The organism is Salidesulfovibrio onnuriiensis, assembly GCF_008001235.1.
Lineage (GTDB): Bacteria > Desulfobacterota > Desulfovibrionia > Desulfovibrionales > Desulfovibrionaceae > Pseudodesulfovibrio > Pseudodesulfovibrio onnuriiensis.
In genome coordinates this window covers 627,950-653,018 of sequence record NZ_CP040751.1, presented here as the reverse complement: position 1 = coordinate 653,018, position 25,069 = coordinate 627,950, and the positions used below count along the sequence as shown (strand labels likewise).

Genomic DNA, 25,069 nt, shown 5'->3' with positions numbered 1-25,069 from the left:
AATGTGAACAATCAAACAGCAGTTTCATCCAGAATAGACAAGAATGTAGGCAACTATACACACAGCACCGCCCTAAGGCCAGCATCCCGTCCCATACCGGGGGGAATTATAATCTCGCTAACATTCTTTGACATGCACCGATTTTCGCGTAGAGCTGTAGGCCGTTATTATTGAGGAATAGTCCCATGAGCCAACACCGTTCCCCTTCCCCGCTGGCGGGCCTCAACCGGCTGTACAGCCGGCTCGGAAGCGACCCCGACACCAACATCGCCCTGATCGTCGGAGCCACCGCGGCCCTCCTGCATGGCGCCTGCGCCCTGTTCAACCGCCTGGATCACGAGGACCGGTCCCTGTGCACCTGGTCCGCGGCCAACGCACCCGACGACCTGCCCGAACGGGACGAACCCGAGGGGCACATCTGCTTCGAGGCCACCATCAAGGGCCAGGACAAGCCCGTGGTCATCCCCGACATCCAGGACACCCATTACGCCCAGACCGACCCCAATGTGGCCAGGTACGGGCTGCGCTCCTACCTGGGCTATCCGGTCCGGCTCCGGGACCGGGCCATCGGCGCCCTGTGCATCGTGGGCCTGGAGCCCCGCGACTTCAGCGAGGACGAGGTGGACCTCATCTCCACCCTGGCCAAGGCCGTTTCCCTGGAAGAGGAACGCAAGCTCATCACCGACCAGTTCCGCACCTCCCAGGACATGGTTTCCCAGATGCAGCGGCTGGCCACCATCGGAGGCTGGACCATGGACCCGGAAACCCGGTCCGTGACCAGCACCGGGGAACTGGACCGAATCCTGGACATCCCCCCGACAGAAGGCCTGACCGACGCCGAGACGTTTTTTTCCATGTGCGTGTCGTCCAGGGACAGGCGCAAGGCGCAGGCCGCCCTGCACAAAATCCTGTCGGATCCGGCCCCACAGACCCTGGAGGTGCGCATCCGCACCCGGGCCAATGCGGAAAAGTGGGTCCGCATAACGGGCCAGAGCCGTTTCGAGAACGGACGGCCCGCCGTGGTGCTGGGCTCGCTCCAGGACATCTCCGCCTACAAGGAGATCGAGGCCAAGCTCAAGGAGGCCAAGGAGGCCGCGGAACAGGCCAACCGGGCCAAGTCGCAGTTTCTGGCCAACATGAGCCACGAGGTGCGCACCCCGCTCAACGGCGTGCTGGGCATGCTCCAGCTGGCCCTGCGCACGGACCTCAGCGAGGAGCAGAAGGAATACGTGGAGATCGGCCTGCACTCCTGCCGGGGCCTGCTCACGGTCATAAACGACCTGCTGGACCTCTCCAAGATCGAGGCGGGCAAGCTCACCCTGGCCGAAGAGCCCTTGCGCCTGGCCGACATCATCGGCTCGGTCTGCAGGGGGATCTCGCATCAGGCCACGGAACAGGGCGTCCAGCTCTCCTATGCCGTGGACAGCCGCATCCCGGAATCCCTGCTCGGGGACGGGGCCCGGCTGAACCAGATCCTGTTCAACCTGGTGGGCAACGCCGTGAAGTTCACCCCGGGCGGCAGCATCCGCCTGGATGTCTCCCCCGTCTTCCGCACCAGGACCCAGGCGCGGGTCCTGATCACGGTGGAGGACACGGGCGTGGGCATCCCGGACGAGGCCCTGGACCGCATTTTTGAACCCTTTGAACAGGGGAGCGCGCCGCTCGCTAACAAGGTGCGCGGCACGGGCCTGGGCCTGGGCATCGTGCGCAAACTTGTGGAGCTCATGGGCGGCACCCTGTCCATCAAAAGCGAACAGGACAAGGGCACCACGGTCTACGTGTCCATCCCCTTCAAGGTGGACGAAGCCGGCTTGCTCGATGTTTCGGAAGCTGCCCGGGAAAAGGCCGGGAACATGCGGCTCCTGCTGGTGGAGGACGATCCCGTGAACCAGGCGGCCACCAAAGCCTTTCTGGAAAAGATCGGCAATGTGGTGGACACGGCCGAAAACGGGGTGGAGGCATTGGAGGCGGCCAGGGCAAACCGCTACGACGTGATCTTCATGGACCTGGAAATGCCCGAGATGGACGGCATTGAAACCACCCGGCGAATCCGCGAAACCCAGGGAATGCCCACCCCCACGGACACCCCGATCATCGCGGTGACGGCCTATGCCTTTGCCGCGGACCGCAAGCGCTGCCTGGAGGCGGGAATGGACGCCTTTGTGCCCAAGCCCGTGGACTTCAAGGAGCTGGAGCAGGTCCTGACCACCATTCGCAAGAACGCCAGACGCTGAAAAAGCCGCCTCCCGAGGGAAGCGGCTTTCCTGATTTCAAGCAATGCGCGCCTCAGCCCAGATAGCGCTGGGCGGGCGTTTCTCCAGCCAAGGCCATGAATGCGCCCTTGGCCAGGGCCCCCATCTCCACGCTGCCGGGAACGTGCACGATCTCGCCCAATCCCTTGAGCAGGCGGCGCAATTCTTCCATGAGGGGCTTGCAGCGAGACATGCCGCCAGTGATGACGATGGCGTCCACCCGGTCCTTTTCCCCGTCCAGGGCGGCCGGAACCATGGAGGCGATGTGCTTGGCCACATTGTAGACCATGGCCCGGAACACGCGGGCGTATTCCTCGTCGCCCTCCAGCACGCGCTTTTCCACCTCCATCATGTTGTTGGTGCCCAAATGCGCCCAGACGCCGCCCTCGCGCAGGATGGTCAGGCGCAGGGCGTCGAAGCTCTCGCCGTCGCGCATGCGCTCCAGCACGGGCAGCACGGGCAATGCGCCGGTGCGTTCCGGGGTGAACGGCCCTTCGCCGTCCAGCCCGTTGGTCACGTCCGTGACCCTTCCCCTGCGGTGCGCGCCGATGGACATGCCCCCTCCCATGTGGGCCACGATGAAGCAGGAATCCTCGTAACGGACGCCAAGCCTTTCGGCGGCCACGCGGGCGGCCCCGCGCTGGTTCAGGGCGTGGAACACGCTGCGCCGCTCAAGGCCGGGCATGCCCGTGAGCCGGGCGCGGTCGTCCATTTCGTCCGTGACCACCGGATCCACGATGTAGGCGGGAACGCCCCACTCCTCGGCCAGGTCCCGAGCCAGGACCGCGCCAAGGTTGCAGGGATGCTCGCCATACTTGTTGGCAAGCAGATCGTCTATCATTCTGTCAGACACTTCGTAGGTGCCGCCCTGGAGCGGAGCCAGCAGGCCCCCGCGTCCGGCAATGGCGTCCATGGCCGAACCGTCCACCTTCTCCTCTGCGAGGACCTTGCGGATGGCGTCCATGCGGAAGCCTTTCTGGTCGCCCACGGAGGGGAAGGCGGCGAGCTCTTTCTTGGAGTGCTGGAGCTCGCGCTCGAAGATCTCTTCCGAGCCTTCGTACAGGGCGAGCTTGGTGGATGTGGAACCGGGATTGATCACGAAAACGGGACTCATTTCTGGGCCTCCATGCCGAGATACGCAGCGAGTGCAAGTGAATAGAACTTGGACATGTCCGAATCGCCGCGGGAAGGCACCACCACGGGAACCTTGCTGCCGACGACCACACCGGCCATGGGAACCTTACAGTAGGAGTTCAGCGACTTGTACAGGATGTTGCCCGCTTCGATGTCCGGAGTGAGCAGGATATCCGCGCACCCGGCCACCGGCCCGTCCACGCCCTTGCAGGAGGCGCTGTCCGGGTTCACGGCCAGGTCCAGGGAAAGGGGGCCGTGCACCCGGGCCTCGCCGAACTCGCCCTGGGAGGCCATCTTGGTGATGACGTCCGCATCCAGGGTGGCGGGCATTGCGGGATAATTGACTTTTTCCGTGGCGGCCAGAATGGCGCAGCGCGGTTTCTCAATGCCGAGCATCTGGGCCACGTTGATGGCGTTCTTGAGGATGTCCACCTTGCGCTGCAGGTTGGGGTCGATGTTCACGCCCGCGTCGGTCAGGAACATGAGGCGGCCGTCCGTGGGCGAATTGAAGACGCCCACATGGCTGAGCACGCCGGTCTTGGGCGGCACCCCGGTCTCCTTGTTGAGCACGGCCTTGAGCAGCGTGGCCGTGGAAACGAGCCCCTTCATGACCAGGGCCACTTCCTTTTCCCGGAAGAGCCGCACGGCCTCCATGACCGCCTGCACGTCGTCGGGCAGGTGGATCTTGCGGAACGGGCTGATGTCCAGGCCCTTTTCCTCGGCGATCTTCTCGGTCTTTTCGATGTCGCCCACCAGCACGGGCTCGGCCACGCCCTTCTCATAGGCGTGGATGCCGGCGCGGAGCACGAAGCTCTCGGCCGAGCGGGCAATGGCCACCTTGGGGGTTTCCCCATAGTCGAGCACCGCCTGAACGATGTCGTCCAGGCTGTTCATAATTCGTTTGGCGGTCATGGCTATTCGTCCCCGCGCTTGAGCGCGATCATACCGGAACGGCACATGCTGCGGATGCCGTAGGGGGCCAGCATGTTGATCAGGCCGTTGACCCGCTCCTGGTCGCCGGCCATCTCCACGGTGATGGTCTCCTGGCCCATGCCGATGACATTGGCGCGGAAAACCTCGAAAATCTGCATGATCTGGCCGGTGTTCTCCTTGGACATGTTGACCTTGATCATCACCAGCTCACGGTCCACGAACTCCTTGCGGGCCAGGTCGTCCACCTGCACGATGGGCTCCATGTGGGCCAGGGCGTCGGTAATGCGGTTGATCTCCGCCTCCTCTCCCTCCACCTGGATCACGAGCCGCGAGATCTCGGGATTCTCGGTTTCGCCCGCCGCCATGGAGCGGATGTTTGCATTGTATTTACCGAACGCGGCCGTCATCTCGGCCAGGACTCCGGGACGGTTCTTGGCGAGTGCACTGATGGTTCTGATCATATTGTTGACTCCTTGAATGAAGATTTGGACATTTCCCATAGCACCTCCAGGCCAAAATGGGAAGCATCCGTAAGTGCAGCCCCTTCTTCGTGGAATTAAATTAATATTATATCAGTATTTGCCTAATATTATTAAGAACCGCCCGCCGTTGTCCTTATTTCAAGAGATCAACCCGGCCCGCCACCCGCATCCGGGGGACTCGCGAAAAGTTCCGGATGCCGGGGGAAAATGCCGCCCCGCCACGTAGGAAACCAGGCCTGCCGGGAAGACCTTTTCCGGACGGGGAAGCCTCCGGGCGCTTTCCGGGGCCGGAATAAGACTTGGATTGCGCGAAAAAAGGTGCTAACAGCGGCCCCGCGACGATAATAATTAAGGAGAATAACCTCTCATGAGAGCCAAGCTGCACCTTGAAAGCACCCTGAAAAAAATCCTGGCCGATAACGGCTGGGAATGGCCCGAGAAAGCAGTCATCGAGCCTCCCAAAGATAAGCAATTCGGCGACATGAGCGCCAACGTGGCCATGATGCTGGCCAAGCAGGCCAAAAAGGCCCCGCGCCAGATCGCCGAGGACATCGCCGCCGCCGTGGCGGGCGACGAACTCATCGCCAAGGTGGACATCGCCGGTCCCGGTTTCCTGAATTTCACCTTTGCCCCCTCCTTCTGGCAGGAGACCATCGCCGTGGTCCGCGAGGCCGGAGAGGCCTATGGCTCCTCGGACATGGGCAAGGGAACCCGCGTCCAGGTGGAATACGTTTCCGCCAACCCCACGGGCCCGCTGCACATCGGCCACGGCCGGGGCGCCGCCCTGGGCGACAGCCTCTGCCGCATCCTGGAAAAGGCCGGCTACGAGGTTGAGGCCGAATACTACGTCAACGACGCGGGCCGCCAGATGCTCATCCTGGGCGGTTCCATCCTCTACCGGGCCAAGGAGATCAAGGGCCTGAACCCGGCCGAACCCGAGGACTACTACAGGGGCGAATACATCAAGGACATCGCCCGCACCGTGCTGGAGCAGCACCCGGACCTCCTGGAAAAGGACGAGGCCGAAGCCGCCGAGATCTGCAAGGTCATCGGCAAGGACATCATCCTGGAAGGCATCAAGGAAGACCTCAAGGCCTTTGGCGTGCGCCACGACGTCTGGTTCTCGGAAAAGAGCCTGGTGGACGACGGCATGGTGGATGAGACCTTCGGCGACCTGCGCAAGTCCGGCCTGGGCTTCGACCAGGACGGCGCGTTCTGGTTCCGGGCCACCGAGTTCGGCGACGACAAGGACCGCGTGCTGCGCAAATCCAATGGGGACACCACCTATTTCGCCTCGGACATCGCCTACCACGACAACAAGTTCAAGCGCGGCTTCGACCATGTCATCGACATCTGGGGTGCGGACCATCACGGGTACATCCCGCGCATGATGGCCGCCTGCGAGGCCATCGGCCGCAAGGGCCAGCTCGCCGTGATCCTGGTCAACCTGGTCAACCTGCTGCGCGACGGCCAGCCCATCGCCATGAGCACCCGCGCCGGCCAGTTCGAGACCCTCAAGGACGTGGTGGACGAAGTTGGCTCGGATGCGGCCCGGTTCATGTTCCTTTCCCGCAAGTCCGATTCGGGCCTGGATTTCGACCTGGAACTGGTCAAGCAGAAGTCCATGGACAACCCGGTCTACTATGTCCAGTACGCCCATGCCCGCATCTGCTCCATGCTGCGCAAGGCAGCGGAACAGCAGGCGAAAATGGCCGACGTCACCCCGGAGGCCCTGACCCTGCTGGACACGGAAAACGACCTGGAAATCCTCCGGCTCCTGGACCAGTACCCGGACTTCGTGGAGGCCGCGGCGCGAGGCGAAAGCCCGCACATCATCAGTATTTACCTGCGAGACCTTGCCTCAACCCTTCATAGATACTATACAAACTGTCATGTGCTGTCGGCAGAACCGGCAGTGTGCGCCTCGCGCCTCATGCTGCTGGACAGCGTGGCCGGCGTGATCCGCAACGGTCTGGCCCTGCTGGGGGTCAGCGCACCGGAGCGCATGTAACCGAACCGTCCGGAGGGGATTCATGGCGGGAACCGAAAAGAAATACAGCGTGCGTATGCCCAAAATACCTGGCGAACAGAAAACCTGGACCTTCACCGTGACCATGCCCGGCATGATCACGGCCGTGGGCAGCGCCCTGGTGGCCCTGACCCTGTTCTTCATCCTGGGCCTGCTGGTGGGGCGCGGCTACCGGCCCGAGCAGAACGTGCCGCCCCTGGCCCAGATCATGCCCAAGCAGGAGCACGGCGCCCTGGTGACCAACGCCACGGAACCGGTCAAGGTGCTCACGGCCCAGGATCTGACATATCCTGAGACCCTGACCCAGCAGCCGGCCGAACGCCCGCGGCAGGAAGAGCCCCAGGCCGTGACCCCGGCGCAGCAGGTCAAGCCGCCCAAGCCGGTGCCCGCCCAGGCTCCCAAGGAAGCCGCCAAGGTCGCCGCACCCAAAACGGGCGAGAAAATCTACGACTACGTGTACCAGGCCGCGTCCTTCCGCAAGGAGGACATGGCTGCGGACCTGCGGGCCAAGCTGGCCGGAGCAGGACTGAACACGGCCATCCAGACGGCCGAAACCAGCAAGGGAACCTGGTACCGGGTGGTGGTCAATCACCGGGGAACCCCCGACTCCACCAACGGCATGAAGGCCGTGCTGAATCGCTTCGGCATCGGCAAGCCGCTCATGAAGAAGAAAACGCTGGTCGGCAACGCGCAATAACGACAAGGCCCGCTCCCTGTGGAGCGGGCCTTTCTTTTTCTCCATACAATTCAGCCTACGCGGCAAAAGCTACAGAAAGTGTATAAATTCTATAGCTTTTCTCTAATTCACGTTCTAACGGCTTCATTTATTCCGCTGAATCATTTTTTTCGGCCCTTTTTCGCCGATTTCAACACCAGGAACCGAGCCAAAAAGCAATGCTTCCGCTCAGCCTTGGGGTGACGAAAGCCGGGCCGCGAAGCCCGGCTTTTTCATTTCTGTCAGCTAACCGAGGATGGTCTTCAGGTCCTCATCCGGCGTGGTGATGGGCTTGATGTCGTAATGCTCCACCAGATGGTTCAGGACGTTGGGGGTCAGGAATGCCGGGAGGCTGGGGCCGAGGCGGATGTCCTTGACGCCCAGGGCCAGCAGGGAAAGCAGGATGGCCACAGCCTTCTGCTCGTACCAGGAAAGCACCAGGGACAGGGGCAGGTCATTGACACCGCACTCAAAGGCCTCGGCCAGGGCCAGGGCGATCTTCACTGCGGAATAGGCGTCGTTGCACTGGCCCACATCCAGCAGGCGGGGAATGCCCCCGATGTCGCCCAACTGCTTGTCGAAGAAGCGGAACTTGCCGCAGGCCAGGGTCAGCACCACGCAGTCTTCGGGCACCTTTTCCACGAACTCGGTGTAGTAGTTGCGGCCCGGCTTGGCCCCGTCGCACCCGGCCACCAGGAAGAAGTGGCGGATGGCCCCGCCCTTGACCGCATCGATCACGGTCCCGGCCACATTCATGACCGCGTTGCGGCCAAAGCCGACCATGACGGAACCCTTGTCCGTATCCCCCGCAAAACCGGGCAGTTCCCGCGCCCTCTTGATGACCGGACCGAAATCCTTGTCCTCGAGGTGGACCACGCCAGGCCAGCCCACCAGGCCGGTGGTGAAGATGTTGTCCATGTATGCGCCGGACGGCTTCTGGATGCAGTTGGTGGTCATGAGAATGGCTCCCGGGAATTCGGAGAACTCCTTGAGCTGGTTCTGCCAGGCCGTGCCGTAATGCCCATGGAAGTGGCCGTATTTCTTGAGTTCCGGATAGCCGTGGCAGGGCAGCATCTCCCCGTGGGTATAGATGTTGACGCCCGTTCCTTCGGTCTGTTGGAGCAGCAGTTCCAGGTCCCTGAGGTCGTGCCCGGAGATCAGGATGGCCTTGCCGGCCCTGGCCCCCAGCGGGACCCGGGTGGGCTCGGGGTGCCCGTAGGCGCCGGTGTTGCCCGCATCCAGCAGTTCCATGGCCCGGATGTTGGCGTTGCCGCAGTCCAGGGCGCGCTGGACCCAGGCGCCCAGATCCAGGTCCAGACGCAGGGTGTCGGCCAGCAGTTCCTGAATGGAGGCATAGACCGAATCATCGGACTGGCCCAGGATCTCGGCGTGGTCCAGGTATGCGGCGACGCCCTTGATGCCGTAGATCACGGTCTGCTTCAGGGACTTGATGTCCGCATTGGGCTCGGGGTCCTTTTCAATGCCGTGGGCTTGGCCCTGGGCGACCAGGCCCGCCAGGTCCGGGGCCGGGACAAAACCGGCGGCTTCATTCCAGGCCGGGGTGACGCCCTTGGCGGCCAGGGCGGCCTTGAGGTCTTCGCGATATGTCACGCAGTCACGCAACAGGGGCAGGAACCGCTCGGGGTCGAAGTTCACGTTGGTCAGGGTGGAGAACATGGCCTTGGCCGTGAACACGTTGGCGGCCTCGTCGTTGACGCCCGCCCTGCGGGCCTCGACAGCCACCAGGGAAAGGCCCTGGAGGGCGTAGACCAGCAGGTCCTGCAACGCGGCCACCTCGGGCTGCTTGCCGCAAACGCCGATCTTGGTGCAGGCTTGGCCCTTGGCGGTCTGCTCACACTGGTAACAATACATGGTTGGCTCCTTTATGGTTGTGGGTCGTTCAATGTCTTGACGTCCCATACCTAGGCCAACCGCGCACACGCCGGTATGACTTGAGTCAAAAGAGCGGAAAACTGCCTCTTTTTCCTGTCCGCAGCGGGAAACCCGTGTTTGTTGTGGCAAAAAGCATGTGCTTTTGTTAGGGAAGTTCCAGAATATAACCACGAGTACTCGAAATGCACCTGAAAACGCGCCCGCTCATACGCCTTGCGCCCCTTTTTGCCGCCCTCTTTGTGCTTGCCGCGCTTATCCCCGCGCCAAGCCAGGCCGCGCGCGGCAAAAACGCCAAGCAGCGCGTCCTGCTGTTCTGCTCCTACCACCAGACCCTGCCCTGGCAACAGGAAGTCCTGGAGGGGATCACCGACGTGTTCCGCCCCCAGGAGACGGGCATCAAGCTCATGGTGGAGAACATGGACACCAAGCGGGTGGCGTTCACCGAGTCCTACAAGCTCCAACTCCTGGACGTCTATTCCCACAAGTACGAATCCGAGAACCTGGACCTGATCCTGGCCTCGGACAACAACGCCTACGAATTCATGCGCGCCTATCACGACGAGCTGTTCCCCGGCGTTCCCGTGGTTTTCTGCGGGGTCAACTTCTTCCGGCCCGAGCAGCTGGAGGGCTTTCCCCTGTTCACGGGCGTTGCCGAAATCATCGATGCCCGGGGCACCCTGGACCTGGCCCTGACCCTGCACCCCAAGACCCGGGAAATCTTCATCGTCAACGATCACACCCCCAGCGGCGAAGCCTGGGCCGAAACCATCCGCCGCCAGCTGGACGGATACGCGCCGGGCGTACGCATCACCTATTCCCCGGACGTGCCCATGCACGAACTCCTGAAAATGGTGAAAAAATTGCCCGAGCACAGCATCGTGCTCATGGGCGTCTATTTCCGGGACAGCCAGGGCAACTTCTTTGACGACGGCGTCGTCTCGGAAATGCTTTCCAAACGCAGCCACTCCCCGGTCTACGGGCTGGCCCAGAGCCAGCTCTCCCACGGCATCGTGGGCGGCAAGCTCATCAGCGGCTACGATCAGGGCCAGAGCATGGCCCAGCTCGCCCTGCTGGTGCTCTCCGGCCACAAGCCCGACAGCATCCCGGTGAACACCGTGGGCGAGACCCGCACCATGTTCGACTACAACCAGCTGCGGCGCTTCGGCATCAGCCTGGCCTCCCTGCCCCCGGACAGCATCATCAGCAACCGGCCGCGCAGCTTCTACAGCGAACACAAGCACCTGGTCATCGGCGGCGTCGCCCTCGGCGCGGTCCAAATGCTGATCATCATCGCGCTGGTCATCAACACGGCCCGCCGCCACCAGGCCGAGGCCAGCCTGCGCAAGGCCCACAGCTCCCTGGAAAGCCGCGTCAACGAACGCACCGCAGAGCTCCAGGAATCAGAGAGCGTGCTGCGCACCGTCTTTGACAGCGCCCACGACGCCATCATCCTCCACCGCGAGGACGGCACCATCCTGGACGTGAACGAACGCATGCTGACCATGTTCGCGGTCACCCGCGAACAGGCCCTGAACCTTTCCATAATACGGGACATGTCCAGCCCCACCAATCCGGTGCACCGGCTGCCCAAGGTCTGGACCCGCGTGGTCAACGGCGAGCCCCATTTCTTCGAGTGGAAGGTCCGCAGGCCCTTTGACGGCGTGGAGTTTGACGTCGAAATCTACATGAACCGCATCACCTACAAGAAACAGGACGCCATCCTGGCCAACGTGCGCGACATCAGCGTGCGCAAGGAGTCGGAAAACGAGCTGCGCCAGACCCTGGACAAGCTCGAGGCCATCCTGGAGAACAGCCTGGTGGGCATCGCCATGACCAGGGGCCGCCACTTTTCGGCCATCAACCGCCGGGGGGCCGAAACCTTCGGCTACGAGCCCGAGGAATTCATCGGCATGGACCCGGGGCGGATCCTGCCGGGCCAGGGGTTGGAGGACTTCATCGCCAAGGCCAAGGACACCCTGGCCATGAGCCGCGAATACAACACCGAGCAGGTCTTCACCACCAAGGACGGCAGCGAGGTCTGGTGCAAGATGTACGCGAAGGCCGTGGACCCCAACGACCTGGACAAGGGCATCATCTGGGCCTGGGACGACATCACGGACCGCAAGATGTTCATGACCCAGCTCGAGGAGGCGCGCGAGGCCGCGGAAACCGCCAACCGGGCCAAGAGCGAATTCCTGGCGGCCATGAGCCACGAGATCCGCACCCCCATGAACGCCATCGTCGGCATGACCGACATCACCCTGCAGACCGAGCTCACCGAGGACCAGCGCGACTACCTGCGCACGGTCAAGGATTCGGCCGAGCACCTGCTGTCCATCATCAACGACATCCTGGACCTGACCAAGATCGAGGCCCGCAAGCTGGAGCTGGACCGCACGGATTTCGACCTGGCGCAGCACCTGGGCTCCACCATCAAGGGCCTGGAGGTCCAGGCCGTGCAAAAGGGCCTTTCCCTGGAGCTGGAGATCGGTGCGGACGTGCCCGCCTGCGTCAAGGGCGACCCGGTCTGCCTGCGCCAGATCCTGGTCAACCTGGTGGGCAATGCCATCAAGTTCACGCACAAGGGCGGCATCAAGGTCCGGGTCCTGCCCGCGCCTGCCCGTGAAAACACCCATGACCGCCCCCTGGGAGCCGTCTTCGAGGTGGAGGACACGGGCATCGGCATTCCCAAGGAGTTCATGGAGACCATCTTCCAGAGCTTCAGCCAGACCACGCGCGAATACGGCGGCACGGGCCTGGGCCTGGCCATCTGCAAGAACCTCATCGCGCTCATGGGCGGGGAAATCACCCTGGAAAGCACCGTGGGCAAGGGTTCCACCTTCCGCTTCGACGCCTGGTTCGAGCCCGGCATCTGCCCCATGCCCAAGGAAACGCCCCTGTCCCTGCCCCTGGACAACTCGCCCAAGGCCCTGCAGGTACTCCTGGCCGAGGACAACGAGGTCAACGTCATGGTGGCCACCCTGCGCCTCAGCGAAATGGGCCATGAGTACGACGTGGCGCGTTCCGGCAAGGAAGTCATTGAAAAACTTGCGCAAAAGAATTTCGACCTGGTGCTCATGGACGTGGAGATGCCGCTCATGGACGGCATCGAGGCCACGCGCATCATCCGTTCGGCAGACCCGGACTCGGGCATCCGCAACCCGAACATCCCCATCATCGCCATGACCGCCCACGCCCTCAAGGAATTCCGGAACAAGTGCCTGGAGGTGGGCATGAACGCCTACGTGTCCAAGCCCGTGGATTTCAACGAACTTTCCGGCATCATCAAGCGCCTCGTCCAGACAGGCCCCTCCCACGACAAGGCACGGGGCAAGACAACGCGCTCCAAGCCCGCCAAGGCCGCCGCCCCCAAGACGCCGGTTTCCGCCCCGCTCCTGAATGAGGGCTCGTCCTGGGACCGCGAGGCGGTGCGGGAAAACACCGGCCTGGACGAAAGCATGTTCGAAGGCATGATGGACACGGCCAGGAACCTGGTCCTCCACCACCTGGAAAGCATCAGACGGTCAATTTCCGCCAATGACCGGGAAGCGGCCAGAGAGGGCGCCAGGACCATTTCCAACATCTGCCTTGTCATCGGGGCGGAGAAGTGCCGGGAAGCGGCCACGACCATGCTTGCGGCCCTCAGAATCGCCCCTCTCGAAGAGACGGGCCCCCAACTGGAGTCCCTGGACAAGACCTTCCAGGAATTCTGCGACGAATCAGAGGGCTGATTCCCGATTATTAATACTCCCTTCCGATTGCCTCCCTTTCAGTCCCTCTGCTATTTTGGGGAAAAGTACCCGCCAGGAGTCGAGGAGCACCCATGAGCGCAGATCTTTCCCGCCTGAGAAAATTCGTGGCCCCGGAATTCGTCTTCGGCCCCGGCAGCAGCACGCTGGCCGGACAGTATGCGGCAAACCTGGGCGTGCGAAAGGTGTTGCTGGTATCGGACGCCTCCCTCATGGGGCAGGCCTGGCCCGGCCGGGTCATGCAAAGCCTGGAAGATGCCGGCATCGGGTATGAAGTCTACACGGACACCACCCCCAACCCGCGCGACCACGAGGCCATGGCCGGTGCGCGACTCTTCGAGGAAAAAAAGTGCGACGCCATCGTGGCCGTGGGAGGCGGCAGCCCCATGGACTGCGCCAAGGCCATCGGCATCGTGGTCACCAACGGGCAGCACGTGCTCTCCTTCGAGGGGGCGGACAACGTGCCCAACCCCGGCCCGCCGCTCATCTGCATCCCGACCACCTCGGGCTCGGCTGCCGACATTTCCCAGTTCTGCATCATCACCGACACGAAGCGCCAGGTGAAAATCGCCATCGTCAGCAAGGCCATGGTGCCGGACGTGGCCCTCATCGACCCGGAAACGACCACAAGCATGCCCCCGGACCTCACGGCCCACACGGGCCTGGACGCCCTGACCCACGCCATCGAGGCCTATGTTTCCAACGCCAACTCCCCGGTGACCGACCTGCATGCCCTGGAGGCCATCCGGCTGGTCCGGAAACACCTGCCCACGGCCATCCGGGAACCGCAGAACATCGACGCCCGCACCGGCATGTCCTTGGCCAGCACCTTTGCGGGCCTGGCCTTTTCCAACGCCATCCTCGGGGCGGTGCACGCCATGGCCCACAGCCTGGGGGGCAGGCTGGACCTCCCCCACGGCCAGTGCAACGCCCTGCTGTTGGATTTTGTCATGGACTACAACTTTGACGCCGCCCAGGACAGGTACTGCGAAATAGGAAGAGCATTAGACGCCAAATTGAATGACGAAATGTCATACGATGAAAAAAAGCAGGCCGTGCTTCAGGCGGTGCGGGCGCTGAAAAAGGAAACGGGGGTCACGGGAAGCCTGGCGGACCTGGGCGTGACCGCCGACGAACTGAAACAGCTGGCAAGCCACGCCCTCAACGATCCCTGCATGCTCACCAACCCGAAGTCGCCCAGCAGGGAAGAGATCGAGGCCATCTATGCGAAGGCGCGATAACGACCGAAAGGCCCTCGAACAACGCCAGAAGCTCATGGGGCTGGGCAACCGCTCCATGAGCAAGAGCTATTATCCGGAACTGCAGAAACGGCTCAACGAGCTGGAGGGATTCCGGGACCTGCTCAACCGCATCCACGACACCATCTTCATCGTCAACATGGAGAACGGCCAGATCATGGACATTTCCGGGGCCGCCGAGGCCATGACCGGAAGCCCCGGGCACCGGCTTTTGGGCAGGCGGTTCGTGGAAATCCTGCCTCCGCACATCCGAAAGGATGTGGCCGCGCTGGTGGGAACGGACCGCACCACCGTAACCCTGGAGACCACCTTCAACTGTCCCCAATGCACGGGCCGCGTTCCCACGCCCGTGGAGATCGCCATCCAGTTCCCCACGGACCCCGGAGGCGACCGGGCCGTGGTGGTGGCCCGCGACATCACCGAACGCAAGCAGGCCGAGGACGAGATCCGGCGCTACAACGAGGAGCTGGAGACGCGGGTCAAGCAGCGCACCCGGGAGCTGGACCAGGCCAACGAGGCCAAAAGCGACTTCATGTCCTTCATTTCCCACGAGCTGCGCACGCCCATGACCTCGGTGCTGGGATTCGTTCGCATCATGCGGAAAAAGCTGACGAACTCCATCTACCCCTCCGTGCACTCCGACTCCCCGAAGGTGCGCCGGGACATGGAACAGGTCGTCAGGAACACGGATGTGATCATTGCCGAGGGCGAGAGGCTGCTGACCATGGTCAACGACCTGCTGGACATGGCCAAGCACGAGGCAGGCAGGATGGAATATCACATGCGGGTCACGGACCTGAACCGCCTGCTGGACCGGGCTCTGGCCGCCGCAGCGGGGCTGTTCGACGACACCGAGGCGGAATTCGTGCAGGAAATCCAGCCGGACCTCCCCGCGATAACCGCAGATGACGACCGTCTCATCCAGGTCATTCTCAACCTGCTCTCCAATGCCGTAAAATTCTGCGGGGAAGGAAGCATCACCTTCCGGACCGAGGTTGAGGGGCATACGTGACCATCAGCGTGGAGGATACGGGCATCGGCATTCCCCCCGTGCTGCACAAGGCCGTTTTCGACAGGTTCACCCAGGTGGCGGGAATGGAGCAGAACCAAAAGAAGGGAACCGGCCTGGGCCTGCCCATCTGCCGACACATCATCGCCGCCCATGGCGGCAGGATCTGGGTGAAAAGCGAGCCCGGCAGGGGAAGCACCTTTTCCTTCACCCTCCCCATCCTGGGCGCATAGCACCCGACCGCTAGAACCTCAAAAGATACCGGCGGGCTATCTTGCTGTAAGTCCCATCGCGGTACATGGAGCGCAGGGCAATGCCCAGCCGCCGCGCAATCTGTTCCTTGTTCTGCAGGTCCGCGTTTTTCGATATCACCATGTAGGCGGGACGATCCTTTTTGACCAGGGTGGGCAGGTAGATGACGGTGCTGGCCATGCCCATGCGGTCCAGCTGGTAATAGGTGGTGTCCAACTGGCCGATGAAGGCGTCCACCTGGCCCTTGAGCAGGGCCGCGATGCTCTTGGCCTCGCTGTCGAACTCCACCCGGACGATGTCGCCCTTGGCCACGTTGTCGTCGAATTCCTCGCTGAAGCGGAACCCCTTGTTCACGCCGATACGCTTGCCGTCCAGGTCGTCCCAGGTTCGAAACTCAAAGGAATGCCCGTTGCGCGTGAACAGGACGTAGTCGCTGAAATGCACCACGGCCTCCTCCGCAAACACGGCGTAGGCCTCGCGCTCCGGGGTCCGGAAAAAGGAAAAGGCCCCGTCGCAGGCTCCGGTCCGGACCCGTTGCACCACCTGTTCCCAAGGCATCAGCTCCAGCTCGTATGCAATGTCCGCGCGCCTGGCGGCCTCCTGGAAAAGCTCCACGTCGATTCCCGCGGCCTTGCCGTCCTGGGACATGGAATAGGGGGCAAAGTTGTTGTCGGCCACGAACTTCAGTTTTTCGGCCTGCGCCCCTCCGCAACACAGGAAGACAAACAGCAGGGCAAGAATCAGTTTTGTACGCATGGGATCTCCGGGGAACAGGTTGTCGACTCTGCCCTACTTACATGGTTGACCCCAGCGAAACAAGGCACTTAGAATGATTTCAGCAAATTATCATGTCCGGCGGTCCCTGTTTGGGTAACTATCCAAAACTGGCGGCAATTTGCGGTCGCGACGGCAGGATTTCGATGAAAAAGAACGCGGTTTCTGCTACCAAGAGGAACAGGCAACCAAGCGGACGGTCCATGCAGCCAGGAAAAATACTCATCATAGACGACGACGAACGGTATACGGACCTCGTCCAGATGATGCTCCGGAACAAGGGGTATGAAACCCTTGTGGCCCATGACGGCCTTCCCGGCCTGGATCTCTTCGAAAAGGAACTGCCCGACGCCGTGCTCGTGGACCTGCGCATGCCCGAAATGGACGGCATACAGGTCATCGACATCGTTTCCCGCCAATCCCCGGAAACCGCCCTCATCGTCTTTTCGGGCGAAGGGTCCCTGGAGGACGCGGTCCAGGCTGTGCGCCTCGGGGCCTGGGACTACGTGGTCAAGAGCGCCCACTTCCAGGAGGACATCCTGTCCGCCCTTTCCAAGGGGCTGGAGCGAGCCGCCTTTCTCAAGGAACGCAAGCGCGACCACGAGGCCCTGCGCGACACCGCGGAACAACGCGCCCGGGAGCTGAGCACGGCCAACAAGCAGCTCAAGCGGGAGATCCGGGACCGCAAAAAGGCGGAAACCGCCCTGCAGGAACAGCTGGAGCGGCTCCAGACCATCATCGACGTGCTGCCCAACAACGTGTTCATGAAGGGCCGGGACGGCAAGTACACGGCCTGCAACAAGGGGTTCGAGGACTTTGTGGGCAAGCCGCTGGACAAGATCGTCGGACACACCGTGCAGGAGGTATTCGGCCCCGAACTGGCGGACGTTTTCTCCGGGCGCGACGAATCCCTGTGGGAGGAGCCGGGAACCCAGGAATACGAGCTGCCGCTGCCCATCAACAACCAAACGACCCATGCCCTGATCCGCAAGTCCACCTTCGGCGCCGGCCCGGAACCCGAGGGCATCATCGGGACCATGACCGACATCACCCGGCTCAAGCTGGTCGAGGAGCAGCTCCGGGAGAGCGAGCACTGGCTGCGCAACCTGCTGGACATCTCCCCCCTGCCCGTGGTCATCCTGGACCTGGAAAACCAGAAAGTGCTGTTCATGAACCAGGCCTGTGCGGAAAACATCGGCCTGGAAAACAAGGCGGCCGTCGGATGTTCCTCCGACGACTTTTTCGTGGATTCCGCAGCCCGGGACCAGAACAGGAAGATCCTGCTGGAAAACGGGGAGCTCAAGGGGGTGGAATACCACCTGCGGCGCCAGGACGGCGCCACGTTCTGGGCCCAGGTTTCGGCGGTGCTCATCGAGTACGAGGGGCGCAAGGCCTCCTTTGTTTCCTACAGCGACATCACCGAACGCAAGCACCTGGTGGACAGCCTGAGCCGCTTCGAGTTCATCGCCAACGCGACCCAGGACCACATGACCCTGGTGGACGCCGACTACCGCTATGTGGCCGCCAACAGGGCCTATGTCCGGGCCCACGGCGGCACCGTGGAGGACATCCTGGGCAAGACCGTGGAGGAGATGTGGGGGCCGCACCAGTTCCGGGTCTCCATCAAGCGCCATTTGGACGACTGCTTCACCAACGGCCGGGAGGTCTCCTACCGGGCCTGGATCAACTTCTTCTCCAGCGAGGAACGCTACTACGAGATCCGGCTCTACCCCTACAAAAACGAACAGGGCGTCACCACCCACACGGTGGTGGTTTCCCGCAACATCACCGAGGAGGCACTGGCCCACGCCCGCATCGTGGAAAGCCGGGAACACTTTCGGGCCATCTTCCGCAACTCCATCGATCCCATAGTGCTCTTTGACCCGCACATGGCCATCACGGACCTGAACCCCGCGGCCATGGAGGTCTTCAACCTGGACCCGGATTCGGCCAAGGGAAGAGATCTGCAGGCCCTGGGCCTGAGCCGGGAGGCGCAGGAGGACTTTTTCCAGGCCTCCATGCCCTTCCTGGAGCGCACCGGCTCCTGGGTCGGGGAATGGACCTTTCCCACGGCCTCGGGCCACACCATCGAGAGCGACATCTCCCTTTCGGTCATGCCCAAACGGCCGGGCGGCCCCCCGGCCGGGTTCGTGGCCATCGTGCGCGACATCACCGAGCGCAAGGCCTCGGAGCAGAAGCTGCGGGAAACCCTGGACGAAATGGAGGCCCTGTACCAGAACACGGTCATCGGCATCGCCATGACCCGCCATCAGCGCATCGTGCGCATCAACGACCGGGGTGCGGAAATATTCGGATACGCGCCCGAGGCGGCCCTGGGCAAGGACCTGTCCCTCTTCTTCTCGGACAGCGACCTGTTCCGGGCATCGCGAAACGCCTGCATGGACAGTCTCCGGGAAAGCTCCCAGTTCATGATCGAGCACCAGTTCCGCAAGCCGGACGGCACGCCGTTCTGGTGCAGCCTGCACGCAAAGCCCGTGGATCCGGACGACCTGGAGCAGGGGGTCATCTGGACCTACATCGACATCACCGAGCGCAGGTACAACCAGTCCGTGGCCGAACTGCTCTACCAGATATCCAACGCCGTGAGCCTGACCACGGACCTGGACGACCTGTACCGGCGCATCCACACCACGCTCAACAGGCATATCGACGCCAACAACTTCTTCATCGCCCTGCTCAACGAGGACCACACCGAGCTGAAGTTCACCTATTTCGAGGACGAATTCGACGACAACCAGGGGGGCACCTTCCGATTGCAGACCCCCAACCGGATCAGCATGTCGGCCCAGGTCATCCACACGGGCCGCCCCCTGTTCATCACTGAAAAGCCCGCCCCCGAGCATCTGCGGCCCGAGGACCCCACGGACGAGGACGGCCCCGTATTCATGACCCGCAAGGAGTTCCTCGAGCGATTCGGGAGCCCGGACGCCAAAACCCTGGGCGCGTCCTCCAAGATCTGGCTCGGGGTGCCGCTCAAGGTCCGGGGCGACGTCATCGGCGTCATGGCCGTGCAGCACTATTCCAACCCCCGCCATTACTCGGCCAAGGACATCAGTCTCATGGTCTCGGTTTCCGAACAGACCGCCCTGGCCATTGAGCGCAAGATGAACGAACAGGCCCTCAAGGAGGCCAAGGAGCAGGCCGAGGCCGCCAACCAGACCAAGAGCGAGTTCCTGGCCAACATGAGCCACGAAATCCGCACCCCGCTCAACGGCGTGCTGGGCATGCTCCAGCTCTGCCAGACCACCAAGCTGGACGACGAGCAGCGCGACTACGTGGAAACCGCCCTGACCTCGGGCCGGAGCCTGCTGTCCATCATCAACGACATCCTGGACTTCACCAAGATCGAGGCCGGCAAGCTGGAGGTCATCCGCGAACGTTTCGACATGCACAACATCATCGAGGACGTGCTGCTGACCTTCCGGGACCAGGCCTCGGCCAAGGGCATCGTGCTCTCCAGCTCGGTGGCCCCGGACATCCCCTCGCCGCTCATCGGCGGCAAGGGCCGCATGCGCCAGATCCTGTTCAACATCATCGGCAACTCCATCAAGTTCACGGAAAACGGCACCGTGTCCGTGGAGGTGAGTGTCCTGCCCGAAACGCGCACGGACCGCAGCGTACGCCTGCTCTTCACCCTTTCGGACACGGGCATCGGCATACCCGCGGAAAAGCTGGATCACATCTTCGAGCCCTTCACCCAGGTGGACGGTTCCTACATGCGCCGCCACCAGGGAACCGGGCTGGGACTGGGCATCATCAAGCGCCTCACCGGCCTGCTGGGCGGCAACACGGCCATTGAAAGCACCATCGAGGAAGGCACCAACATCTATCTTTCCATTCCCTTCGACCTGGAGCCCCTGCCCCAGAAGGACGAAACCGGCCTCTCCTCCGCCGCATCCTGCCTGGGCCTGCGCATCCTGGTGGTGGAGGACAACCGCATCAACCGGCTGTTCGCTGCCCGCATGTTCGGCAAGCTCGGCCATGTGGCCGAAACCGCCCGCAACGGGGAGGAGGCCCTGGATCTCCTGGGAAAACGCTCCTTTGACGCCGTGTTCATGGACGTGCAGATGCCGGGAATGGACGGGGTCGAAGCCACCCGCAACATCCGCAACACCCCGGCCGGCAGCGGCATGGACCCCAACATCCCCATCGTGGCCATGACCGCCCACGCCATGCGCGGCAACCGGGAGCAGTTCCTGGCTGCGGGCATGGACGACTACATCGCGAAACCCATTGAAATCGAGGAAGTGCAGGCCGTGCTGGCCAAACTGTTCCCCACTGCGAGAGCCGCATGTCCGATCCCAGACTGAGCATCGTCATCCCCAACCACAACTACGGACGCTTCTTTTCCCGGCTGGCCCTGAGCCTGCAGAACCAGACCCTGGGCCTGGACGTCTGCGAAATCATCCTGGTGGACGACGGCAGCACCGACGACTCCCTGGACCTGCTGCATCATTTCGAGGCCCTGCCCTGCCTCCGCTTTCAGGCCCTGGCCGAAGCCCACGACGGCCACCCCGGCACGGTGCGCAACAAGGGCCTGGCAACGGCACAGGGGCGCTATCTGGTCTGCCTGGACCCGGACGACCTGCCCGCCCCGGGCTGGCTGGCCGCCTGCATCGCGGCCCTGGAGGCGGACAAGGACGCGGGCCTGGCCTACACCCACTTCACCCTGGTGGAAAAGGACGGCCCCAGGGAAGTGCGGCTTCCCGAATACGACCCGGCACTGCTGCGCAACCAGAACATCGTGGCCCCCACCGCACTCATGCGGCGGGAGGTCTTCGAGGCCTCGGACGGCTACCGGGCCAACACGGCCTACGAGGATTGGGATTTCTGGATCCAGGCGGCGAGCAACGGCTTCGGCCTGCGCCGGGTGGACGCCCTGCTCTATGCGCACATGGTGCACGGCGACAACTTTTCCTTTTCGGCCCGGGAAGAGGACGGGGCGGCCAAGGCGGCCATCGTGCTCAACAACCCCGGATTTTTCCCCGCGGGAGTCCGCCACTGGGCCGGGGCCGTGCTTGCGGGCGAAGCCTGGGCCTGGCCTTTCCCCAGGGGGATCATCCCCACCCTCCAGGATGTTGAAAAGCTGTTGAAAACAGTCAAATCCAACAAGATAGGCAACTAGAAATCCTTACAATCGCGTAAAATTACGCGAAAAATGGTTTTGCTCTAGCCTTCGGCCCACGATTGTACTATTGCAAATTCATGGAGCCAACCAAGGGGCTTTCCCGCCCGGTTTCGTACTTTCCAGTATCCCCAATGATGCTGTTTCCGGATGCTCTGGGCTGTTTTTCCGTGTATCTCTGGCAGGGGGGCGACTTCGTCCTCTACACGCGTTCGGGCCAGCGATTCACGAGCCGCCACAGGGAGATCCTGCACAACAACGGCGTCAAGGAAGTGTACGTCCAGAGCGACGAAAAGCCCGATTTCGATAAATACCTCGAGGACAACCTCGGCAGTATTCTGGTCAACGACGCCCTGCCCCTGGAAGACCGCTCCAGCGTCTTTTACGAGGCCTCTTCCGGCGTGGTCGAGGAGGTCTTCCGCAGCAAGCTGCCCTCGGCCCTGAACGAAAGCTACTTCCGCAGGGTCTCCTCCATCGTGGAAAGCAGCATCCGCTTCCTGGCCGAGGCCCATTCCCTGTCGGCCATTGCCCCGTTCATCTCCCACGATTACAAGACCTATACCCACTGCATCCACGTGTTCATCTTCACGGTGGCCATTCTCAACACCTACGGGCTGCCGGAAAGGGAACTCTTCGAATGCGGGCTGGGCGCCATGCTGCACGACCTGGGCAAGACCAACATCTCCAAGTCCATCCTCAACAAGCGCGGCCCCCTGACCCAGGACGAACGCGCCATAGTCAAGGGCCATCCCCTGCACGGCGTGTCCATGTGCTCCATGCTGCCGCTGAGCCAGAACAGCATCAACTGCATCCTCTTCCACCACGAGAAACTCGACGGTTCCGGCTACCCCGCAGGGCTTTCCGGCGAAGACATTCCCCTGCCCGTGCGCGCCATCGCCGTGGCCGACATCTATGACGCCCTGACCACGGCCCGGCCCTACGCCGAGGCCATGCTGCCCTATGAAGCCCTGAACCTCATGCGCCGCGAGATGCACGAGGAACTGGACATGGAGGTCTTCAAGCGCTTCGTGGCAGTCCTGGGCGGCGCGGACATGCTGTAACGGGCTGATCCCCAATCACTTTCCCGGCCTGAACATTTTTTTCCACACCATACTGCTCGACCTGTTCTCATTTCCTTTGCCCGTTTCCTGTTCCTTGGGTTACAAATACGCTACACCTAGAATCCTGAGGGCGACGGATCAAACACATGTTTAAAGACGGGAAAACCATGGACTCAGGCAAAACGCTCACCAACCTCGACGAACTCAAATCCGTGCTGGGCAGCTTCGGCATCAGTTCCGAACTGGACTGGATCGCCGTGGTGCTCTTCGCCCGCAACCTGGTGCGCGACCTCACGGTATTCACGGACCCGGCCAAGGCGGAGATGCAGCGCGCCATCTTCGCGGAACTGGCCACCAAGGATCTCAGCGACGAGCGATACGCCCAGATCATCGAGACCCTGGACATCTTCATCATGAACAACATCGCCACCCGGGAACTGGAGCAGGCCCTGACCGAGGAAAAGCGGTCGGCCGCGGCCCTGCTCGCGGAAATGGGCGGGCTCATCGAGACCATCCGGGGCACCCGGAAGCACCAGGAGGTCCGGCTGGAGGACTTCCAGGACCGGACCGTGGGCGTGATCAAGGAAAGCGAGGACCGCTCGGTCATCGTTTCCAAGGTGCGCGGCATCTTCAAGGAGCTGGTCAGCGAATTCCAGGAGGAATCCCAGGAATGGGAAAAACTGGCCAGCGAGCTGCAGCGCACGGCCACCTTCGACCCCCTGCTCACGGAGCTTTACAACCGCAGGGCCTTTGATGCCGCCCTGACAAAGGCGGTGCGCCGAAGCCGGGAAACCGAAACCAGCCTGACCGCGTTCATGATCGACGTGGACCACTTCAAGAGCGTCAACGACACCTTCGGCCACCAGGTGGGCGACGAGGTGCTCAAGGCCCTGGCCAGCATCATCTCGTCCCAGGCCGTCCAGTTCCAGGGCTTTGTGGCCCGCTACGGGGGCGAGGAGATCATCGTCATGGCCGAAGGCCTCACCGAGGAGCGCGCCTTCATCAGCGCCGAGGCCATGCGCCAGGACGTGCAGCGCTACGACTTCCGGGTGCGCGAAGACGGCAAGTTCTCCGACCTGCCCCTCAAGTTCACGGTGAGCATCGGCGTGGCCATGCTCCGGCCCGAATGGGGCCCGGCCGAACTGGTCCAGGCAGCGGACAAGGCCATGTACGAAGCCAAGCAGTCCGGCCGCAACCAGGTGCGCATCCTCCGCAACGGAACCATTTGACATCCTGCCAAAATCACATAGAGATTACCGAAAATAATCATTTCGTAATACAATGTTCAGATCCGCAATTCTCTTTCTGGCGCTGGCGGCCCTTTTTCTGGCCGCGCCCGAGGCCTCGGCAAAATCCATCATGGTGATCCACTCCGGCTCGAACAACGACCACTGGTCCGAGTCCATGGAGGAGGGCATAGACGAAATCTTCCCCACCCGGGTCATGACCGGGCTGTGGATGGGCGCGGACCAGGACGACAGCGAGGAGCACATGGAAGACGTGCTCGACAACCTGCGTCTGCTGCTCAAGGTCGGAACCCCGGACGGCGTCATCTGCGACGGCCACGCGGCCCTGGCCCTGTTTCGCAAGCATGGCGATGAGCTGTTCCCCGGAGTGCCCGCCGTGTTCTGCGCGGTCCCGGGGCGGGATCGCCTGCCTGGGCAACGCCCCATCCCGGGCGTGCGCGCCGCTTACAGCGCGGCCGAAACCTTCGAGCGCATGCTCGAACTGCACCCCAAGGCCCGCACCGTTGTCCTGGTGGTGGACACCACCCCCCTCGGCAAGGAGATCCGCACCCAGACGGAAGCCGCCTTCCAGAAACACATGGACCGCATCCATCTCATCATTCCCGGCCAGGAAGCGGGCCGCGACCAGGGGATTGATCGGGAGGAGCTGCTCAAGATCGCCGAATTCATGCCCAGGGACGGCCTGATCCTGTTCGGGACCTTCACCCGCGACAAGGACGACGGCCAGGTCTGCGAGGATGCGCTTGCCCGCGAGCTGGTGGACCACGCCAAGGTGCCCGTCTACGTGCTCACCGGCGCCCACTACGGCGGCGGCGCTGTCGGCGGGATCATGATCGCCCCCGAGACCCACGGCCGCGAGGCCGCCCTGCTGCTCCGGCAGCTCTGGGACGGGGCGAACCCGGAAAAACTGCCGGTCCGGGTGCTTGCCAACAGCGAGACCTACAACATCACCGCCCTGAAACGCGCCGGCGCCGACGTAACCAAGATCTCGGGTTATGAACACGTGGAGGCAATGCAGGCGGCCCTGGAAAGGGCTCTGCTCTATGTGGGCGCGGTCCTCGGCCTGTTCGTGCTGGGCGCGCTGCTCGTGGCCGTGTTCCGGCGGATGCGCCGCTAAAAAAAGCCCTCCCGCAA

Annotated in this window: 17 protein-coding genes; 12 read left to right on the top strand and 5 right to left on the bottom strand. The window is 62.8% G+C overall.

Features of this window, described 5'->3' with window-relative positions; genetic code table 11:
* The first annotated feature begins 185 nt into the window (after nt 1-185).
* Nucleotides 186-2,234, top strand: coding sequence for an ATP-binding protein (locus FGL65_RS02970; RefSeq protein ID WP_147819583.1), 2,049 nt, complete (start codon nt 186-188; stop codon nt 2,232-2,234).
* Between the two features lie 52 nt (nt 2,235-2,286).
* Here the strand turns inward: FGL65_RS02970 and buk are convergent, their stop codons facing one another.
* From buk to ilvN, 3 genes are read right to left on the bottom strand one after another with little or no spacing between them, the layout of a single operon-like run.
* Entirely contained in the window at nt 2,287-3,366 is a 1,080-nt protein-coding gene (gene buk, locus FGL65_RS02965) for a butyrate kinase (protein ID WP_147819582.1), read from the bottom strand.
* Complete coding sequence (locus tag FGL65_RS02960; RefSeq protein ID WP_147819581.1) at nt 3,363-4,298, bottom strand: phosphate acyltransferase; 936 nt, start codon at nt 4,296-4,298, stop codon at nt 3,363-3,365. The genes buk and FGL65_RS02960 overlap by 4 nt, the downstream gene beginning before the upstream one ends.
* Before the next feature lie 2 nt (nt 4,299-4,300).
* On the bottom strand, nt 4,301-4,780 hold the full coding sequence (ilvN, locus tag FGL65_RS02955) for an acetolactate synthase small subunit (protein WP_147819580.1): 480 nt from the start codon (nt 4,778-4,780) through the stop codon (nt 4,301-4,303).
* 388 nt (nt 4,781-5,168) lie between these two features.
* Here ilvN and argS point away from each other — a divergent pair, with 388 nt between their 5' ends.
* Together argS and FGL65_RS02945 are read left to right on the top strand one after the other, a co-directional pair.
* Entirely contained in the window at nt 5,169-6,812 is a 1,644-nt protein-coding gene (argS, locus tag FGL65_RS02950; protein WP_147819579.1) for an arginine--tRNA ligase, read from the top strand.
* A 22-nt stretch (nt 6,813-6,834) separates the two neighbouring features.
* Complete coding sequence (locus tag FGL65_RS02945) at nt 6,835-7,527, top strand: SPOR domain-containing protein (protein ID WP_147819578.1); 693 nt, start codon at nt 6,835-6,837, stop codon at nt 7,525-7,527.
* A 264-nt stretch (nt 7,528-7,791) separates the two neighbouring features.
* Here FGL65_RS02945 and hcp read toward each other — a convergent pair whose 3' ends face one another.
* On the bottom strand, nt 7,792-9,417 hold the full coding sequence (gene hcp / locus FGL65_RS02940; RefSeq protein ID WP_147819577.1) for a hydroxylamine reductase: 1,626 nt from the start codon (nt 9,415-9,417) through the stop codon (nt 7,792-7,794).
* A gap of 203 nt (nt 9,418-9,620) precedes the next feature.
* On the opposite strand from hcp, the gene FGL65_RS02935 reads away from it, so the two are divergent.
* The 4 genes from FGL65_RS02935 (at nt 9,621) to FGL65_RS02920 (ending at nt 15,688) form a co-directional block, all read left to right on the top strand.
* Complete coding sequence (locus tag FGL65_RS02935; protein ID WP_147819576.1) at nt 9,621-13,169, top strand: PAS domain S-box protein; 3,549 nt, start codon at nt 9,621-9,623, stop codon at nt 13,167-13,169.
* A gap of 92 nt (nt 13,170-13,261) precedes the next feature.
* Nucleotides 13,262-14,428: an alcohol dehydrogenase-like regulatory protein ErcA gene (ercA, locus tag FGL65_RS02930; protein WP_147819575.1), complete on the top strand. Its 1,167-nt coding sequence runs from the start codon at nt 13,262-13,264 to the stop codon at nt 14,426-14,428.
* Nucleotides 14,412-15,458 (top strand): histidine kinase dimerization/phospho-acceptor domain-containing protein, encoded by a 1,047-nt coding sequence (locus FGL65_RS02925; protein ID WP_147819574.1) that lies wholly within the window; start codon nt 14,412-14,414, stop codon nt 15,456-15,458. The genes ercA and FGL65_RS02925 overlap by 17 nt, the downstream gene beginning before the upstream one ends.
* Nucleotides 15,455-15,688 carry a sensor histidine kinase gene (locus tag FGL65_RS02920; protein ID WP_147819573.1) on the top strand — a complete coding sequence of 78 codons (234 nt, stop codon included), beginning with the start codon at nt 15,455-15,457 and terminating at the stop codon, nt 15,686-15,688. Before FGL65_RS02925 ends, FGL65_RS02920 begins: the two co-directional genes overlap by 4 nt.
* Before the next feature lie 10 nt (nt 15,689-15,698).
* Here FGL65_RS02920 and FGL65_RS02915 read toward each other — a convergent pair whose 3' ends face one another.
* Nucleotides 15,699-16,463, bottom strand: coding sequence for a substrate-binding periplasmic protein (locus FGL65_RS02915; RefSeq protein ID WP_147819572.1), 765 nt, complete (start codon nt 16,461-16,463; stop codon nt 15,699-15,701).
* 221 nt (nt 16,464-16,684) lie between these two features.
* Here FGL65_RS02915 and FGL65_RS02910 point away from each other — a divergent pair, with 221 nt between their 5' ends.
* From FGL65_RS02910 to FGL65_RS02890, 5 genes are all read left to right on the top strand, one after another.
* Nucleotides 16,685-20,812: a PAS domain S-box protein gene (locus FGL65_RS02910; protein ID WP_187170508.1), complete on the top strand. Its 4,128-nt coding sequence runs from the start codon at nt 16,685-16,687 to the stop codon at nt 20,810-20,812.
* Nucleotides 20,794-21,627 carry a glycosyltransferase family 2 protein gene (locus FGL65_RS02905; RefSeq protein WP_147819570.1) on the top strand — a complete coding sequence of 278 codons (834 nt, stop codon included), beginning with the start codon at nt 20,794-20,796 and terminating at the stop codon, nt 21,625-21,627. The genes FGL65_RS02910 and FGL65_RS02905 overlap by 19 nt, the downstream gene beginning before the upstream one ends.
* A gap of 134 nt (nt 21,628-21,761) precedes the next feature.
* Nucleotides 21,762-22,688 (top strand): HD-GYP domain-containing protein, encoded by a 927-nt coding sequence (locus tag FGL65_RS02900; protein WP_348981299.1) that lies wholly within the window; start codon nt 21,762-21,764, stop codon nt 22,686-22,688.
* Nucleotides 22,689-22,855: 167 nt separating this feature from the next.
* A complete protein-coding gene (locus tag FGL65_RS02895) occupies nt 22,856-23,917 on the top strand; it encodes a GGDEF domain-containing protein (RefSeq protein WP_147819569.1) in 1,062 nt (353 codons plus the stop codon).
* Nucleotides 23,918-23,969: 52 nt separating this feature from the next.
* On the top strand, nt 23,970-25,052 hold the full coding sequence (locus FGL65_RS02890; protein WP_147819568.1) for a type 1 periplasmic-binding domain-containing protein: 1,083 nt from the start codon (nt 23,970-23,972) through the stop codon (nt 25,050-25,052).
* The last annotated feature ends 17 nt before the right edge of the window (nt 25,053-25,069 follow it).